The 18,156-nt window shown below is 33.4% G+C and carries 19 protein-coding genes; 2 read left to right on the top strand and 17 right to left on the bottom strand.

Going from position 1 to position 18,156, the window contains the following annotated elements:
• The first annotated feature begins 18 nt into the window (after positions 1-18).
• Both vrrA and BM319_RS09595 read left to right on the top strand, forming a co-directional pair.
• Positions 19-807 (top strand): VrrA/YqfQ family protein, encoded by a 789-nt coding sequence (gene vrrA / locus BM319_RS09590; protein ID WP_091022338.1) that lies wholly within the window; start codon positions 19-21, stop codon positions 805-807.
• A gap of 81 nt (positions 808-888) precedes the next feature.
• Positions 889-1,833 (top strand): 4-hydroxy-3-methylbut-2-enyl diphosphate reductase, encoded by a 945-nt coding sequence (locus BM319_RS09595; RefSeq protein ID WP_069034165.1) that lies wholly within the window; start codon positions 889-891, stop codon positions 1,831-1,833.
• 59 nt (positions 1,834-1,892) lie between these two features.
• Here the strand turns inward: BM319_RS09595 and BM319_RS09600 are convergent, their stop codons facing one another.
• From BM319_RS09600 to yqfC, 17 genes are all read right to left on the bottom strand, one after another.
• The gene (locus tag BM319_RS09600) at positions 1,893-3,011 is read right to left on the bottom strand and encodes a Nif3-like dinuclear metal center hexameric protein (RefSeq protein WP_069034166.1); all 1,119 of its coding nucleotides are present in this window, start codon (positions 3,009-3,011) and stop codon (positions 1,893-1,895) included.
• Positions 3,008-3,715 carry a tRNA (adenine(22)-N(1))-methyltransferase gene (locus BM319_RS09605; protein WP_069034167.1) on the bottom strand — a complete coding sequence of 236 codons (708 nt, stop codon included), beginning with the start codon at positions 3,713-3,715 and terminating at the stop codon, positions 3,008-3,010. Before BM319_RS09605 ends, BM319_RS09600 begins: the two co-directional genes overlap by 4 nt.
• Positions 3,716-3,822: 107 nt before the next feature.
• Positions 3,823-4,179 (bottom strand): cytochrome c550, encoded by a 357-nt coding sequence (cccA, locus tag BM319_RS09610; RefSeq protein WP_056474948.1) that lies wholly within the window; start codon positions 4,177-4,179, stop codon positions 3,823-3,825.
• 794 nt (positions 4,180-4,973) lie between these two features.
• Complete coding sequence (rpoD, locus tag BM319_RS09615) at positions 4,974-6,092, bottom strand: RNA polymerase sigma factor RpoD (RefSeq protein WP_069034168.1); 1,119 nt, start codon at positions 6,090-6,092, stop codon at positions 4,974-4,976.
• 29 nt (positions 6,093-6,121) lie between these two features.
• Entirely contained in the window at positions 6,122-7,930 is a 1,809-nt protein-coding gene (gene dnaG / locus BM319_RS09620; protein WP_091022340.1) for a DNA primase, read from the bottom strand.
• 543 nt (positions 7,931-8,473) lie between these two features.
• Positions 8,474-9,286: a pyruvate, water dikinase regulatory protein gene (locus tag BM319_RS09625; RefSeq protein WP_069034170.1), complete on the bottom strand. Its 813-nt coding sequence runs from the start codon at positions 9,284-9,286 to the stop codon at positions 8,474-8,476.
• A 20-nt stretch (positions 9,287-9,306) separates the two neighbouring features.
• A complete protein-coding gene (gene ccpN / locus BM319_RS09630) occupies positions 9,307-9,945 on the bottom strand; it encodes a transcriptional regulator CcpN (RefSeq protein WP_069034171.1) in 639 nt (212 codons plus the stop codon).
• Positions 9,946-10,042: 97 nt separating this feature from the next.
• Positions 10,043-10,828 carry a DNA repair protein RecO gene (gene recO, locus BM319_RS09635; RefSeq protein ID WP_091022342.1) on the bottom strand — a complete coding sequence of 262 codons (786 nt, stop codon included), beginning with the start codon at positions 10,826-10,828 and terminating at the stop codon, positions 10,043-10,045.
• Between the two features lie 27 nt (positions 10,829-10,855).
• The gene (locus BM319_RS09640; RefSeq protein WP_069034173.1) at positions 10,856-10,999 is read right to left on the bottom strand and encodes a YqzL family protein; all 144 of its coding nucleotides are present in this window, start codon (positions 10,997-10,999) and stop codon (positions 10,856-10,858) included.
• 233 nt (positions 11,000-11,232) lie between these two features.
• Positions 11,233-12,141, bottom strand: coding sequence for a GTPase Era (gene era / locus BM319_RS09645; RefSeq protein ID WP_069034174.1), 909 nt, complete (start codon positions 12,139-12,141; stop codon positions 11,233-11,235).
• Positions 12,134-12,532 (bottom strand): cytidine deaminase, encoded by a 399-nt coding sequence (locus BM319_RS09650; RefSeq protein ID WP_025671606.1) that lies wholly within the window; start codon positions 12,530-12,532, stop codon positions 12,134-12,136. Before BM319_RS09650 ends, era begins: the two co-directional genes overlap by 8 nt.
• A gap of 46 nt (positions 12,533-12,578) precedes the next feature.
• Entirely contained in the window at positions 12,579-12,959 is a 381-nt protein-coding gene (locus BM319_RS09655; RefSeq protein ID WP_091022344.1) for a diacylglycerol kinase family protein, read from the bottom strand.
• Positions 12,940-13,416 carry an rRNA maturation RNase YbeY gene (ybeY, locus tag BM319_RS09660; protein ID WP_056474934.1) on the bottom strand — a complete coding sequence of 159 codons (477 nt, stop codon included), beginning with the start codon at positions 13,414-13,416 and terminating at the stop codon, positions 12,940-12,942. Before ybeY ends, BM319_RS09655 begins: the two co-directional genes overlap by 20 nt.
• A 9-nt stretch (positions 13,417-13,425) precedes the next feature.
• Positions 13,426-15,528 (bottom strand): HD family phosphohydrolase, encoded by a 2,103-nt coding sequence (locus BM319_RS09665; protein ID WP_069034176.1) that lies wholly within the window; start codon positions 15,526-15,528, stop codon positions 13,426-13,428.
• Between the two features lie 73 nt (positions 15,529-15,601).
• Positions 15,602-16,564 (bottom strand): PhoH family protein, encoded by a 963-nt coding sequence (locus BM319_RS09670; protein ID WP_091022347.1) that lies wholly within the window; start codon positions 16,562-16,564, stop codon positions 15,602-15,604.
• Positions 16,565-16,567: 3 nt separating this feature from the next.
• Entirely contained in the window at positions 16,568-17,755 is a 1,188-nt protein-coding gene (gene yqfD, locus BM319_RS09675) for a sporulation protein YqfD (protein ID WP_091022349.1), read from the bottom strand.
• Between the two features lie 48 nt (positions 17,756-17,803).
• Positions 17,804-18,052 (bottom strand): sporulation protein YqfC, encoded by a 249-nt coding sequence (yqfC, locus tag BM319_RS09680; RefSeq protein WP_091022830.1) that lies wholly within the window; start codon positions 18,050-18,052, stop codon positions 17,804-17,806.
• Positions 18,053-18,156 lie beyond the last annotated feature (104 nt).

The following is an 18,156-nucleotide window of genomic DNA, read 5'->3' on the forward strand; positions in this document are numbered from 1 at the left end:
TCGAAAGGAGGTATTAGATTGGGATTACTTGATAAATTTAAGAAAAAAAATAAACAGCCTTTTCCAATGAACGGTCCAAATTTTTATAATAGTTATCAACAGCCTTATCAAAATTTACAAAATCCATACAGTGCAAGACCAAATTTTGATCAGCGATATCCATATCCCCAATCACCGCAACAACCATATATGCAACATCAACAACAGTTTTATCCACCTGTCCAACAAATTGTTGGGCAACAAGGTCATTATCAGCAACCAATTTCATATCAACCGCAGTTAAACGCGCATCAACAATATATAAGCCAAAATAAAATTTTACAACCTGTTCCGTTTCAAAACCAGCCAGTAATGCAGCCACAAGGCGGTAGTAATTATCAGCAACAAGGATCACAGAATCAATACCCAATGACTGGGCAACCACCCGAAAAAGAAGATGATGGCAGTCCAGGCTTTTTCTCGCGATTAATGGGAGGAGACACTTCTATTACAGGTGTCATCGGTGGTATGCAAAAAGCTGTTCAAGCAGCTCAACAAGTCACGCCAATGATTCAACAATACGCTCCTGCTATTAAAAATTTCCCTTCAATCTACAAAATATTTAAAGCAGTAAATACCGACGACCCGGTTGATACAAAAAAAAGTAAAAAAAATGATTCAAATGGAATAATAGATGTTGTGCAAACAGAAGAAACAAAACCAAAAAAACGAAAAAAAGCTCCAATTAAGTCAGAAGTAGTAGAACCATCTAATATTATTGAAGAAACTACATCAAACATAAATCCAAAACCAAAATTGTTTATGTAAATTTTCTTTTTCTTTGTATAGTAGTATCTCCCTCCTTTATAATAAAAAATGAAAACAATATTATAAAGGAGGGGCTACTCCATGAAAGTTATTAAAGTTACCCCACGAGGCTATTGCTACGGAGTTGTAGATGCAATGGTCATTGCTAGAAATGCAGCTAAAGATCCATCACTACCAAGGCCAATTTACATACTTGGTATGATTGTTCATAATAAACATGTTACAGACGCATTTGAAGAAGAAGGCATCATTACTTTAGATGGTCCAAGCAGATTAGATATCTTAGATAAAATTGAAAAAGGGACTGTTATTTTTACGGCTCACGGAGTTTCTCCAGAAGTAAAATCAAAAGCAATTAAAAAAGGGCTAACGACGATCGATGCGACTTGTCCAGATGTAACGAAAACACATGATCTAATTAAAGAACGAATGGCTGAAGGCTATCACTTTATTTATATTGGGAAAAAAGGACATCCGGAACCAGAGGGCGCAGTTGGAATCGCACCTTCTATTGTTCACTTAATTCAAAATAAATCTGATATCGATGCTTTAGAAATCCCAACTGATAAAATTATCATTACAAACCAAACAACTATGAGCCAATGGGACGTAGTAGATTTAATTCAATACGCAATTAAAAAGTATCCGACTGCTCATGTTCATAAAGAAATTTGTATGGCAACTCAAGTTCGTCAAGAAGCAATTGCTGATCAAGCAGCCCAAGCAGATCTAACAATTGTTGTAGGTGACCCAATGAGTAATAACTCAAATAGACTTGCACAAGTTTCGCATGAAATTGCAGGAACAAAGGCATTTCGTATTTCAGATATTACTGAACTTCAGTTAAAATGGTTAGAGGGCGTTGAGACTGTAGCAGTTACGTCTGGGGCTTCTACTCCAACACCGATCACTCGTGAAGTTATCGCATTTTTAGAGAAGTATGATCCAAACGATGAAAGCACTTGGAATACAAAATCAGGAGTAGAATTAAGTAAAATATTACCTAAAGTTAGAATTAAAGACTAAAAAATAGGACTTCTGGATTTTTAACCCGGAAGTCCTATTTTTTAATTCGCAAAAAACGTTTAAATAAAAGTAAATGGATCAGTATGGATCGTTGAAGCGATAATTTCGCAAGCCAGGTTTTTTTCTTTTAATTTATGATCTAAAAGACGTTTAACACCTGATTTCATTACTTTTTCGATATTATGACCTGCATCAACTATATTTAAATTTAGCATTTTCCAATCCTGTGCTACGTGGTAATAGATATCACCACTTAAATAAACATCTGCGCCATTTCTTTTTGCATGATAGGCAAACTTATTTCCGTCTCCACCTACAATTGCAACCTTTTTTACTCGATCGCTTAAGTTCCCAACCACTCTTACACCTTGTAAATCTAATTTTTCTTTCACATAATGGGCAAATTCTTCTAATGAAATTTCTTCTTTAAGGCTTCCAATTCTCCCAATCCCGAATGTTTTGCCTTCATTTTCTAATGTGTATGTATCATATGCTACTTCTTCATAAGGATGAGCCTTTTGCATCACTTTAAGAACTTGTTTTAATTTTAATTGTGGAACAACTGTTTCGAGCTTTACCTCATCAACTTCTTCTAATTGACCCTGTTGCCCGATAAATGGTGTTGTTCCCTCTAACGGCATAAATGTCCCTGTTCCATTCGAACTAAAGGTACAATGGCTGTATTGACCAATATGACCCGCTCCAGCATCACAAATTGCATTTAAAACAATTTCAGCATGTGTTTTCGGTACATATACAACTAACTTTATTAATTTTTCTACATATGTAGGAGCGAGAACATTCGTATTTTCTAATTGTAAAGCTTCAGCTAAAAAATCACTCACACCGTTTTCTGCAATATCAACATTTGTATGTGCTGCAAAAACAGCTATATCATGTTTAATACAAAGCTCCACAATTTTACCCGGTTCACTGTCTGTATCAATCTTTTTTAAAGGACGATAAATAATAGGGTGGTGAGCAATAATTAGGTTTGCACCAACTGAAATTGCCTCTTCTACCACCTCTTTTGTGACATCTAATGCAATTAATACCTTTGTCACTTGTTTTGATAATGTACCTATTTGAAGGCCATTTGGATCACCTTCCTCAGCTAAATGCTTAGGGAATAGTTCTTCGAATTGCTGTACTACTTGAAAACCATTTATCGATTTCATGAAAGCACCTCTTTTATCCACTCAAGTTTCTGATCAACTTCTTTCATTTTCTGAACCGATTCCTCTGTTTGTTTTGCTGACTCAAGTTGAGTTAAGATTCTTTCAAAATTATTTTTTTCATGCTCCCATTTCTTCTTAAATGCATCATTTTTGTTTTTTAATAAGTAAGGACCTATAAATAGCTCCATCTCTTTCTTTTCACTGTATGCACTATTCGGATTTGATTTAGAAGCTACTAGTATTTCATAGATTTTTCCATCCTCTTCTAATATATCTTCTTCCACAAGAGAATATCCTTCATAATCAAGCCAATTTCTAATATGATGTGCACCAATATTTGGTTGCAATACTAACGTTTCAACACCTTGAAGTTTTTCTTTGCCTTTTTCTAATATGCTAGAAATTAAAGAACCACCCATTCCAGCTATTGTTATGACATCCACTTCGTTTGGCACTAAAACCTCTAGCCCGTCTCCCATTCTCGCTTCTACGATTCCTTCTAAACCACTTTGACGGATCGTAGAACGTGCTGAATTATATGGACCCTCTGTAATTTCCCCTACAATTGCTGAGGTACATCTTTTATTTAAAACTGCATAACAAGGTAAATAAGCATGATCTGACCCAATATCAGCTAATTTCGTGCCCTCTGGTATGTAATCAAATACTCTTTTTAAACGCTTTGATAAATTTACTTCATTCATAACAAAATCACCATTTCAATTTATTTTTCATAACATCATTTTACACTATAGTAGTCAAGAAACCAAAATGACCTCTTCTTAACGAAGAGGTCATTTTATATGCTTGCTTATTTTTTCTCAGATAACCATTTAGCAACAGCATCCAATTGTGGTCCTTGAAGTAAACCAGCTGGCATTCCGCCTTCTTTACCGTTTTTAAGAATGTCTTTGATTTGATCTTCTGAGTATCTAGAACCTACTTTAGTTAAGTTTGGTCCTACTACCCCTTGTAATTGATCACCATGACAGCTAACACATGTTTGAGCATATATTTCATCTGGCTTAGTTGATGCTGTTTGCGCCGGTTTTTTATCACCGTTAGCAATCTCATCAGCCTGTTTTGCTCCTTTTAATGAAATAATTAGCATGACTGCGATTCCTAGTGCTGCAATTAGAGCAAAAGGAATTAATGGATTTCGTTTCATTATGATCCCCCTTATGTAACCCCTTAAAAAAATAAAATTAATTACTATAACATTATTATTGTATACGATTAAAAACAATAAAAAAAGTATTATATTGGATAAATTTAAAAATTGTTAAACGATTTCAAAATTATATAAACCTTCCTACTATAAAGAATTAAATTCTGTATAGCATATTTGCAAATTATATTTGTATAAACTCACCTCTTGATAAATGAAATAAGTAAGTTTTTTTAAGAAACCATTTAAAACCATCGTCACCCATTAAACTTTTACTTTGATCTTAATTATTTACACAATAATGCTTAAGCAAAAAATTTAACTTATTCTATTAAAAACGCTAATAAATAATTGCTATTACGATATAGGTAATATGTCTTCAAACCATTTATTTTATATTTAGTAGTATTGAACTAATTATAAAAATTATTAAAAAAGTAAAGAAAATGAGTATTTGCAAATTTAAAGACAATTCTGTAAAATAAAGTAAATAGGTATCCAATTGTTTAAAATGATGGAATTCGAACTAGCGTCTCCATAATAATTTATAATAACCATTTTTACTTAAATTATTCTTTGATTCATCTTTAGAATAAATTATTAAAAGATCACCCGTTTTCGCAATACTTAGTATGTAGCATAGCACTACATTTATCTATTTAGTACGGACATTCGATATATTTTGACAAAATTTTAATCATGACATATTTACTAATTAAAACGTTTTCATTTTTAATTTTTTAAATGAAAATAAAAAAGTTTACCCAATAAAGGATAAACTTTTTTAAAACATCCTATTCTAAGAAATCTTTCAGACGTTTGCTGCGGCTTGGATGACGTAATTTACGAAGAGCTTTTGCTTCAATTTGGCGAATACGCTCACGTGTAACTCCAAATACTTTACCAACTTCTTCTAAAGTACGAGTGCGTCCATCATCTAAACCAAAACGCAGGCGTAAAACATTTTCTTCACGATCTGTTAATGTATCAAGAACATCTTCTAATTGCTCTTTTAGCATTTCATAAGCTGCATGCTCAGCTGGTGAAGTTGCTTCAGAATCTTCAATGAAATCACCTAAGTGTGAATCATCTTCTTCACCAATTGGTGTTTCTAATGAAACTGGTTCTTGAGCAATTTTAAGGATTTCTCTAACTTTTTCTGGTGGTAAATCCATTTCTTCTCCAATTTCTTCAGGAGATGGCTCGCGACCTAAATCTTGAAGCAATTGACGTTGAACACGAATTAATTTGTTAATTGTTTCCACCATATGAACTGGAATACGGATCGTTCTTGCTTGGTCAGCAATTGCACGAGTAATCGCTTGACGAATCCACCAAGTAGCATATGTACTAAATTTATAACCTTTACGATAGTCAAACTTTTCAACGGCTTTAATTAATCCCATATTACCTTCTTGAATAAGGTCTAGGAACAGCATACCGCGTCCTACATAACGTTTTGCAATACTTACTACTAATCGTAAGTTCGCTTCCGCTAGGCGTCGTTTCGCTTCTTCATCGCCTTCTTCAATACGTTTCGCTAAATTGATTTCATCTTGTCCAGAAAGTAAATCAACTCGGCCAATTTCTTTAAGGTACATACGTACTGGGTCATTAATTTTTACTCCAGGAGGAACACTTAAATCATTTAAGTCAAATTCTTCTTCCTTCTCTAATTGAGTTCCTCTAGGTTCATCATCAGCGTCACCAACAATATCAATACCTTGTTCACCTAGTTGCTCATAAAATTCTTCAAGTTGATCTGAATCAATTTCAAATCCATTTAAACGATCTGCAATTTCTTCATATGTAATTACACCACGTTTTTTACCATTTTCAATTAATAATGCTTTTACTTGATCAAGTGTTACTTCTGTTTCCGTATCTTTAGAACGAGCCGATTTATCAGCCATCTGTTCCCCTCCTTCGAAAAGTTCGCGAATCATTTAACATATTTCATACTAGATCTTAGCTGTGTGATTTGTTGGAGAATCGTTGCAGCTTTTACAAAATCTCCTTCACGTTCGGCTTTTTTCAGATCTATTTCTTTTTCACGTATACGTTGTTGTTTATCATAGTTGTTTAATGCATCTAAATAATCCTTTAACTCTCGCTCTGTTAGTTCAGGTGCTATCTGTAAATTGACAATTTTTGAAACTACTTCAAGTAACCTTTTTGAAGGAAGGTAATTCATAAATTTACTTATATTAGACTCATTGCCCTCTTCATAATAAGCATAAAGATGGATTATAATCTCGGAATAATCATTATTGTAGAATAGACCCTGATATTGCTGTCTTACTTTTTCAGCCACGTCGCTGCTATTTAACATATGAGCTAAAAGTAATTGTTCCGCTCGAACATGTGCAGGAAGAAGTGTCTTAGTAGTAATATCGCGTTTGATATCAGTTTTTACTTCTGTTACATTAGATATACGATTTGCCTGATTACTATATTGTCCAAATTCCTTCTTAAGTACTTCAATCGAGATAGAAAACTCTTTAGAGAGTTGGTTTAAGTAATAATCTTGTTCGATCAGTTGACTTAGTTTAGCAATTTCTTGTAGCATTTCTTTTATATACTGAAATTTAACAGTTTCATCTAAAAGATTTTTTCCTTTTCGATGATATTGCATTTTAAAACTCATTAATGATACACTAGCTTCAATAATAGAGGTATTAAATTTTTCTGGACCAAATTTTCTTATATATTCATCAGGATCTAAGCCATCAGGCATTTGTGCAACTTTAATTGTAAATCCTTCTTTTTGAAGAACTTTAGCTGCTTTATCAGTTGCGTTAATACCAGCTTGATCTGAATCATAGCAAATAATAATTTGATCAACAGATGTTTTCAAGACTTTCGCTTGATCCTCTGTTAATGAAGTTCCCATGGTTGCAACTGCATCATGGACACCAGCTCTAAACGCAGAAATGACATCTGCAAAACCTTCCATCAGAATTGCCCGATTTTGCTTTCGCATGACATTCTTTGCTTGGTAAAATTGATATAATAATTTTCCTTTATGGAAAATTGAAGATTCAGGACTATTTAAATATTTTGGTGACCCTTCACCCATTATTCTTCCACTGAATGCAACAATTTTTCCTTGATGGTTATGAATTGGAAAAATTAATCGATTTCGAAATCGATCATAGTAATTACCATCCCGTTCACTTCGAACAACTAGACCAGCTTTCTCCATGATCGGCATTGGATAGCCACGTTTTTCTAACACCTTAGTAACAGCATCCCAAGAATCTAAAGCAACCCCAAGCTCAAAATGCTTTATTTCCTCTCTAGAAATTCCTCTGTTAAGTAGGTATTCTAATGCCTGTTTACCTTCTGTTGTGTTAACTAATAGATGATGATAGTACTTTTTGACAAACTCATGAGCTTCAAGCATAATGCCTTGTTCAGTAGCTTGTGGATTCTTGACTGTGTCAACTGTATCTGAAGGTAAAGTGATATTTGCCTTTATTGCAAGCTGATGGACAGACTCTTGAAAGTTAAGTCCTTCAAGCTGCATAATGAAAGAAATCGCATTTCCTCCAGCACCGCATCCAAAACAATGAAAAATTTGTTTTTCAGGAGACACAGAAAAAGATGGTGTGCTTTCTCCATGAAAAGGACAAAGTCCAAAATAATTTCTTCCTTGTTTTTTCAGAGGAACATACTCACTTACTACATCAACTATGTCAACTGACTGACGAACCTGTTCGACAAGTTCATCGGGAATTCTGTTTCCCATACTGACAGCTCCATATACTATTTTATTCGATAAAACTCACTGTATTCCTTCATGATTCGACAAAAATATTTCCATATATTTTAACTTAAGTTAATTCACTTTATAAAGTCATATATGAATTAATAATTATCTAAAATGAAGTGCTAAACAGTAGTTCATAAGCATTGCATTCAACTGCTGGTTCTGGTTTTCTTAAAACCCATTTATTTATCGCTTATGATTAATTTCTACACGTCTTTTGTAATTCCTTCAAAACATGTATCGATTTATGTAGTTTTATTTCCATCTTTCAATAAACTAGGAAGCACATATTCATAGTTTATTCGTAAGTATAAAAAGTTAAACCTATTATTAGTTCATTTCATACAATTTTTTATTATAATCTATTTTAATTAAGAAATCTAGCAATAAGTACTAAAGAAATTTATCTTTTACAAACGCTCCTAATTTAGCTAAATTCCTATTTAAAAAAGATGAAAACACATTAGATTACTCTAATGTGTCAGTCTAAATAGATCGATCATCATTTTTAATTTTAAAAAATTATCTAATCTGCTTATTTTGGTAATAGTAATTTAATATTACATTAGCGGATTCTTCAACTGCCTTACTTGAAACATCTACAACTTTACAGCCAATTTGTTTAACAACATTATTGAAGTGTTTTAGTTCTTCTTCAATTCTTGAAATATTAGCATAACTAGCTCCGTCGTGAAGTCCTAATGAAATTAATCTTTCTTTTCGAATATGATTTAACTTTTCTGGAGAAATCATTAGTCCAATACACTTTTCTTTTGGAACTTTAAGTAGTTGTTCTGGTGGATCAACTTCTGGAACTAAAGGCACATTGGCAACTTTAAATCCTTTATGAGCAAGATATTGTGATAAAGGAGTCTTTGATGTTCTTGATACACCGATTAAGACTATATCAGCTTTTTCAATACCTCTTGGGTCTCTTCCATCATCATATTTAACCGCAAATTCAATTGCTTCTATACGTTGGAAATAATCTTCATCTAGTTTGCGAACAACACCAGGTTCATTTCTAGGTTCAAGTTTATGAATCGTTGAAATTTTGTCGATTAATGGACCGATTAAGTCATAAACGATTACACCAGCACTTTGCGATTCTTCTAATAATTTCTTTCTCATATCAGGTTTTACTAATGTAAATACAATAATACCATTATTTTCTTTTGCTACTTGAACTATTTCAATTAATGTTGCATTATCTTCAACGTATGGTACACGTCTAATCTCGAATTTTTCATGAAATTGACTAATAGCCGCCTTTACGACATGCTCTGCTGTTTCACCAACAGAATCTGATACAACATAAACGATTGAATTGCCCATATGTTCACCTCTTAACTTTACTAAAACATATCATTGTTCATTAAGTCTACAATCGCACGAGTAAAATTTGTTTTTGTAAATCGACCAATTACCTCAAGTCCATGCTCACTTTCACGAACAACAGGGACAGCATCAATTTGTTTTTCAATTAAACTCTTAGCTACATTATAAATTGTATCATCTTTATAGCAAATTGTAATGTTTGGCATCCTTGTCATGATAATATCTACGGGTAATGTATGCAAATCTTTATTTCCTATGCTTGCACGGAGTAAATCTTTTCTGGAAAGTACTCCTGTTAAAATCGAATTTTGATCAACAACAAATAACGTTCCTACATCTTCAAGAAACATTGTAACAATTGCATCATACACTGATGAACTTCGATCTACTACAACAGGAATCGCCTGAAATTCCTTTACAGTCAATTTTTTTATTCTGTCAATGACTTGTGCACCGCTTGTTCTTCCTGTGTAATAATATCCTACTCGTGGTCTTGCCTCTAAAAAACCAGTCATTGTAAGAATAGCTAAATCCGGGCGAAGCGTAGCTCTTGTAAGTGCTAGCTTATCAGCTATATGTTCACCTGTAATTGGTCCATTATTTTTTACAATTTCAAGTATTTGAGTTTGTCGCTTTGTCAGTTCGATTTCCCTCACCCCTAACTATCCAATATGTTATACTCTCTAATAAATATTATATACTATTTTTACAATTTAAAAAAGAAAGAAGGAAATAGGTAGCCTATTTCCTTCCTTAGGTTTCTGAATTTTTATTAGTTTTCAGAAAATTATCCATATTTTTTAATTGCTCTAAAAATTTGCGGGACTTTAAATAGATTCCACTATATTCATCATAATAAGAAAATAAAATTTGTTGTAAGTTCTTCTTTGTCGCTTCACTAACCTCAATTTTCCCAAGTCGATTTACATCAAAATGATAAAATAACCTCATTAACTTAACCGATTTTTCAGTAACAGAAAAAGCATATGGATCAGTGTGTTTACAACGCTGACATAAAAACCCACCTTCTTTAACTGAAAAGGCTACAAATATATTTTCATTTGCACTGCATCTACAATTCACACATTGATCAAAAAATGGATGATATCCTAATACAGGTACCATTTTCGTCATAAATAAATAAGTCAAAACTTCAGCGTCTGCACCTTCATTCATGTGCTGAAGTAATTGAAGGACTAATTCAAATAAATACGGATTATTTTTTTTCTCTTCAACCGCTTTATCAGTAAGCTCTACAACAATCGAAGCATACGCAGTTGCAACTAAGTCACTTCTTAATTCACGAAATGAATCAATCAGTTCTCCTTGACTTAAAGTACCTAAGCCAGATCCTTTTTGAATTAAAAACGACCCATATGTAAAGAGTTGTGTAACAGAAGCAAGTCGACTATTTGTCTTCTTTGCTCCTCTTGCCACAACTCCTATCTTACCTAATTCTCTTGTTAAGAGAGTAATAATAACATTTGATTCTCCATAAGCGTTTGCCCGTAATACAATTCCTTCTACACGCTGTAACAATTAACTCACCATCCAATTGGATGAAGGTTAAGTATGTAGGGAATCAATATCAGCTATTTCTTCATCAATGTAACTTTTCTGATCCACATGTTCCTGTTCAAGCTGCTTAAACAATAAATATGTCTCAACATTTCCAGTTTTAGAAAAGACATCCCAGGTAAAATTCAACATTGAGAAACCACCTTTCAAGAATAGCTACAACTCATTGCTCATTACCTATAGCCAATTACTTTCCCTGCTTACTTATAATGTGACCTTCTCTCCCGATTTTCATGTGTATAAAATTTATTAAAATAACAAATAAAAAGCTTGCAAAACCAAGAAAAATATGTTGGGCCTTTTTGAACAAGTGGTAATATTACTGGACCCCTGATACTAAGCCCAAATTCCTTGATTTTTGCCTATTAATACTCATCCTCACGGAATCCTAAATCTCTTAATTGAGACATACGGTTACGCCAATCTTTTTGAACCTTAACCCATAACTCTAAAAATACTTTTGTATCAAGCAAGTTTTCTATATCTAAACGAGCACGCTTGCCAACCTCTTTTAACATGCTGCCTTGCTTACCGATAATGATTCCTTTTTGAGAAGACCTTTCAACGACAATTGTTGCATTCACGTAGATCGCATTTCCTTCTGGTCTTCTTTCAATTTGCTCAATAATAACAGCAATTGAATGTGGAACCTCTTCTCTAGTCAAATGCAATACTTTTTCTCTTATTAATTCTGAAATGATAAATCTTTCAGGATGATCTGTTACTTGATTTGCAGGATAATATTGCGGACCTTCTGGTAAATAAGTTTTAATAACTTTTAATAAGCGATCGACATTATTCCCTTGTAATGCTGAGATCGGAACAATTTCAGCAAATTGGTATAAATCTTTGTATTTATTGATTAAATCAAATAACTGATCAGGATGAATTGTATCAATTTTATTAATAACTAAAATAACTGGACTACGACTTCCTTGCAGCTTCTCAATAATGAATTCATCTCCACGACCAAATCCTTCATTGGCATTTACCATAAATAACGTAGCGTCAACATCCTTAATTGAGTCTTGAGCTACTTTTACCATAAAATCACCAAGTTTGTGTTTTGGTTTATGGATTCCTGGCGTATCGATAAAGACAATTTGTGCATCATCTTCTGTAAAAACGCCTTGAATTTTATTACGAGTAGTTTGAGGCTTATCACTCATTATAGCTATTTTTTGACCTATTACTCGATTTAGGAATGTACTTTTCCCTACATTTGGTCTACCTATAATTGAGACAAAACCTGATTTATAACTTTCTTTATTCATTCAAATCCTCCGATGTAAATGCTCCTGGCAATAATTCTTTTACTGATGTTTCTTGGATTGCTCCATTTAAGTTTGCTAAATATACGATTGTATCTGGACCACTAAGTTCAAATAAAACTTGACGGCATGCCCCACAAGGAGCAACAGGTCCCTCGGTATCAGCGACTACTGCTACTGCTGTAAACTCCGTAATGCCTTCTGAATAAGCTTTGAATAATGCAGTACGTTCTGCACAATTCGTTAGCCCATATGATGCATTTTCTATATTACAACCACGAATAACTTGACCATCCTTCGTAAGTAATGCTGCACCAACTTGAAATTTCGAGTATGGTACATATGCGTTTACTCTAGCTTTTATCGCTTCATTTATAAGTTGTTGTTTATCCATTTATGTAGCCTCCTATTATAAGCCCGAACACGAAAGTGGGGTCTTATTAACGTAGTATAGTAAAATACGGAAAAAATAGCAAAGCACCTATAATGATTGAAACGATTGCAGCGACTAACACCGCCCCAGCTGCTACATCCTTCGCTTTTTTTGCTAAAGGATGTTTATTAGGTGATGCTAAATCTACAACTGCTTCAATTGAAGAATTAACTAGCTCTAGCGAAATGACAATTGTAATAATAAGCAGAAGGATTAACCAATCTATTCGACTAATATGTAAATAAAACGCAAGGCCGATTGAAATAAGAGCTGCAAATAAGTGGATTTTTATATTTCTTTCATCTTTAATGACTTTAAAAATACCACTAAATGCAAAACCAAAAGAATTAAATAATGGCTCTCTTTTTTTAGAGTCTTTCAAGGCCATATTTTTCTAATATTTCCTTTTGTTTTGTAAACATCACTTTCTCATCAGCTTCATTCATATGATCATAACCAAGTAAATGTAAACATCCGTGAACTGCTAAAAAACCTAATTCACGTCGGAACGAATGACCATACTCTTCAGCCTGTCTTTTAGTAGTAGGAATCGAAATGACAATATCACCTAAAGTACGTGGTAAGTCCACTCCAATGATTTCAATTTCTCCTTCTCCTAATTCTTCCATTGGAAATGAAATAACATCAGTAGCACGGTCTTTCTCTCGATACTCTTTATTTATTTCATGAATTCTTTCATCATCTACAAATGAAACTGCTATTTCAACCTCACCCGTTACACCCTCATATTCAAGTGCGCACTCTAGTAAACCCTTTATATCAGATTGTTGTTCATTAGTCACTTCATTTGTTTCATCTATAAAATCAATTTCTAGTTGAACCATTTTCTCACCTTATCTTTCATCTGGATACTGTATTCTTGAATGGAAAGTTCCTTTTAAAGTCTCACACAATGATTTCTCAACAATGTGTAATTCTTTTAAGTTTAATTCACACATTGCAAACTGACCATCATTCAAACGATCATGCATAATGGAAGAAACTAATACCTCGATTTTTTCCATATCAGGGTCCTTTAACGAACGAACTGCTGCTTCAACACTATCAGCAATTCCTACAACTGCCGATTCCTTTGAATGAGCTTTTGGACCTGGATATCTAAAATCACTTTCTTTAACATCAGGATTCGTTTCTTTTTCCTTATAATAAAAATACTTTAATAAAGTTGTACCATGATGCTCCGCTGCAATATCAATTATATCTTTTGGCAAATTATATTTTTTTAGTATTTTTACACCATCACTTACATGCCTTAAAATGATATCTTTACTTTGAATCGGTTTAATACGATCATGAGGATTATGACCACCCATTTGATTTTCAATAAAGAATCCTGGATTATTCGTTTTACCAATATCATGATAATATGCTCCTACCCTAGCTAACAAACCATTTGCACCAATCGCTTCACAAGCACCTTCAGCTAAATTTGCAACCATTATACTATGATGGTATGTACCAGGAGCCTCTAATAATATTTTTCTTAATAAAGGATGATTTGGACTACCTAACTCAACAAGTTTAAATGAGGATACCATTCCAAACGAATCTTCTACAAAAGGTAAAATCCCCATCGTAATGACACTTGATAAAACTCCGGAAGTAAGTCCCATTAATAAATAAATCCCAATTTCCACTGATGAATATTGTCCATTTCGTATTAAAATCAAAGAAAACAGAGTAGCAATATTAACAAGCGAAATTAAAAATCCTGCATGGAGAATCATTGAACGCTTATTCTTGACCTCATTTAAAAATAAAACGGCGATTGAACTAAATAAAATATAAATTCCAGTCGAGTAATTAATTGCGCCATTTACATCTTCGTTAAACATTAAACTACCGCAAATAGAGAAAATAATAGAAGAAACCATTAAATATCGATTACCTAATAAAAACTTTATCAATAAAGTTCCAATCGCAACTGGAGCTACATATACAAGGCCAGAAAACTCAACTTTTTGAAACAAGCTTACAATTTTCAAAATTAAGATTGTAAAAATTACAATGCTATAGTATGTAACGATGTATATATTCCCTTTTTCTTTCAATGAAGCCGTTTGCTTCAATACGAAGTACGCCAATACTCCAATTAATAGAATTAATCCAATATACGGTTGAATCGACTGTTTGTTTTTTATTAAGCCAACTAATTTTAATTGATCATATTTTTCCTTTGTAATTGTCTCTCCAGCTTTTACTAAGACTTGTCCTTGTAAAATATAAACACTATCTACACTTTCACTTTCTAGACGTTTTCTCTCTTTTGTCTCCTCTGCATCAAAAAAGTAGTTTGGCACAATCGCAAATTCACCAATTGAGATCATCGCATCCTTTAGTGAGGGATTAACGCTTACATATGATAATTCGTTTCGTAGCTTCCCACGAGATTCTTCGATTTGGTTCGTCGTGATTTCCTCAGACATTACATTGTTAATCGCCGTATTTAACGAAGCTTTCGTAATATTTAACTGTTCTTCTGACGATCTAACTAAAGTGCTAAATACACTATCTTCTAAGTTTTTACGAATATCGTCAGGCAGTTTTTTCTTAACATCACTTGTTTCTTTATCAATTAATGCTTGTCCTGTCGGATTATCACTTTTTGCATTTTCATTTTTCACTTCTGTAACAATATCAAAAATTGAATTTACTATGTCGATCCGTTTTTGTGTATAACTTTCCTCATATTTATATACATCCTCAACTCTTGCTGCAGCCTCAAGTCGCTTTTTAGCCGTAGCTCCTTTGTCCTCAATCGTGATAGGTGAATAAATATTATCATCAGCAATTGATAATAGCTGAATGTCGTATTTTACCGGTCTAACATGACTAACTAAAAGAAGAAAACTTAATAAGCTGAATGCAACAGTACATAGTAAAATGACAAGAGTTTGATTCTTAAAACGCTGAATTAAAGCTTGCAAACTATTCATTGTTTCCCCTTTCTAGAAATGCACCTCATCATAAAAATACGAAATGACCCTATCAATGTAGGGTCACTACGAATCATTCTTTTGCTAAATCATAAGCTTGAATAATCTTTTGTACTAGTGGGTGACGAACTACGTCAGTTTGTTCCAAGATTGTCATACCAATACCCTCAACACCTTTAAGTGTATTTTGAGCTGATATTAAACCAGACTTTACTCCTTTAGGTAAATCAACCTGTGAAGGGTCTCCTGTTATAACCATTTTAGAGCCAAATCCTAAACGGGTCAAAAACATCTTCATTTGAGCCATTGTCGTATTTTGAGCTTCATCCAAAATGACAAAGGCATCTTCTAACGTACGTCCCCTCATGTAAGCCAAAGGAGCAATTTCGATTGTTCCTCTTTCAATTAAACGTACAGTATGCTCTTGTCCTAAAACATCGTGCAAGGCATCATACAATGGTCTTAAATATGGGTCAACCTTTTCCTTCAAATCTCCTGGTAAAAATCCTAAACTTTCTCCAGCTTCCACAGCAGGTCTTGTTAAAATAATTTTACTTACTTTATTATTTTTTAGTGCTTGAACAGCCATGACAACTGCAAGATATGTTTTACCTGTACCAGCAGGTCCAATTCCAAATACTAAATCATTTGATTGAATTGCACGAAGATAATGTCTTTGTCCAAAAGTTTTAACTCGAATTGGTTTACCTTTTGAATTCTTAATAATTTCTTCGTCATACAACCTAGCAAATGATGACAGCCTTCCTTCTTTAGCCATTTGAATTGAGTATGTAACATCCCTCGATGTAATACTCACTCCATTTCGAATAACCTCTAAAAGAGCTTGAATGATTTGCTCAACAGTTTTCACATCTTCATTCGTACCTGAAACTTGTACAGATTGACCACGTGACACAATCTTAACATCAAGCAAATTTTCAATTATTTCTAGATGCTTATCGTTTGTACCAAATAAGGCAATTGCTTCGTTTGGATCCTCTAGTTGTTGATTAATCGTTAGTAGTTGTTCTGGCATTACTCAGTCCCCTTGAACAATAGTTTTCGTTTTTGTGATATCTTCTAAAACTTTATAATACATTCTTAAATTAACTTTACCATTGTCTATTGACTCGTGCAAAACTTTTTCTTGTAAAATTTTGGCATCCGGACTTAACTTTTTCATTAATTCCTTCTTACCAATTTGTTTTCCAAGTTGAGCAGCCTGCACTTTAGAGTATGTTCTTACATATTTTTCACTTTCCAGAGTAGTCTTTTTACTGAAAAAAATCGGCAATTTCCATTTTAAAAATTTAAATTGATACGAACTATTTTCATCTTCAAAAGACTTATATTTATTCTTATCAAAACCCCAAAATTTTATTTTATTTTCCTTAGTTCCAATATAATAACTAGTTTTTCTCTCTCCTGTAAGCACCGTAAACGGAGTATCTAAAGGAACACTAATAATTTCCTCTCTCCAAACTTCCCCCATGATTTTGCCCACTGCGGGAACTAAAATAGGATGTTCTTCTGTTCCGATTATTCCAGATACTAATATTTGACCTTTTTTCACAAAGTCATTCTTTACGACAAGAGGTTTCCCTTTTTCAACAAACATACTTGAAATGACAGCTTCTTCACTTGCAATAATATGACGTGGACTTAACGCCTTCTCAGGCTTAGGTATATGCTTTTCAACTACCTCAAAATGAAAGGTAGTCCCATTTAATTGTACACCAATCCAGGTTAATGTTGGATTATCATCTTGGAGCTTTTTCTGGATTGTTTGCATTCTAGGTAAAGTAAATTGAGATGCTCCAGTTTTAACACCCATCGCAGTTAAATCTTTCCGGAGTTTATATTCCACTTCAGGTGAAGCACCCTTTATATCTATTCGCCAAACCATATTTGAAAGTAAAAATAATACAACTAAAAAGCCAACAACCCCTACAACAAATCCAAAATACTTCCATGCTCGTTTAACTTCAAAAGGCAGCCCTTTCCTGCCAATAAAATAAACCTTATACTCTTTTTTGCGAGGAATATTCTTGATCCTTTTATAATCTTTCAACTCAATTGTAAACGTGATTGAATTTGTTCCACTTTTCTTCACATCACGAAGTGGAATCCCCTTTCGCATACATTCATTTAAAAAACGTTCTGGTCCAAGCCCAATCACTTTTACTTGAACCATCCCCGTAAGTTTTGAAGTCCATTGGTTTTTCATCCTAATCCCCCATGTTCATTAGACTGATCATGGTGTAAGTTCTAGATGTTATTCATTAATAAAATACACATGCTCAATTTCGCCTTCCAACAAAATCTCCTCAGGTAACATCGTCTTCAAAATAAAATCTTTCCCCTTAATCAACAACTGCCCTTGCTTCATTAACAAACGCAATTCATTGTCCGAATACACAAGTAAGCCTCTATGGTTTTCAATATAAATATGTAGTTGACCTAACATCGTAATACGTGGTAATTCCAATAGTACATCTGGTGGTAAGTCCATCTTACTTGACATCCATGTTTTTAAATTATGCGCTAATCTTTTCAAGATAGACTCCTCCCCCTTTCATATCATATTTATGATGAATTTTGAGAAGGTATGATATAAAAAGAAAAAGG

The organism is Bacillus sp. UNCCL81, from assembly GCF_900112535.1.
GTDB classification, from domain to species: Bacteria; Bacillota; Bacilli; order Bacillales; family Bacillaceae_G; genus Gottfriedia; species Gottfriedia luciferensis_B.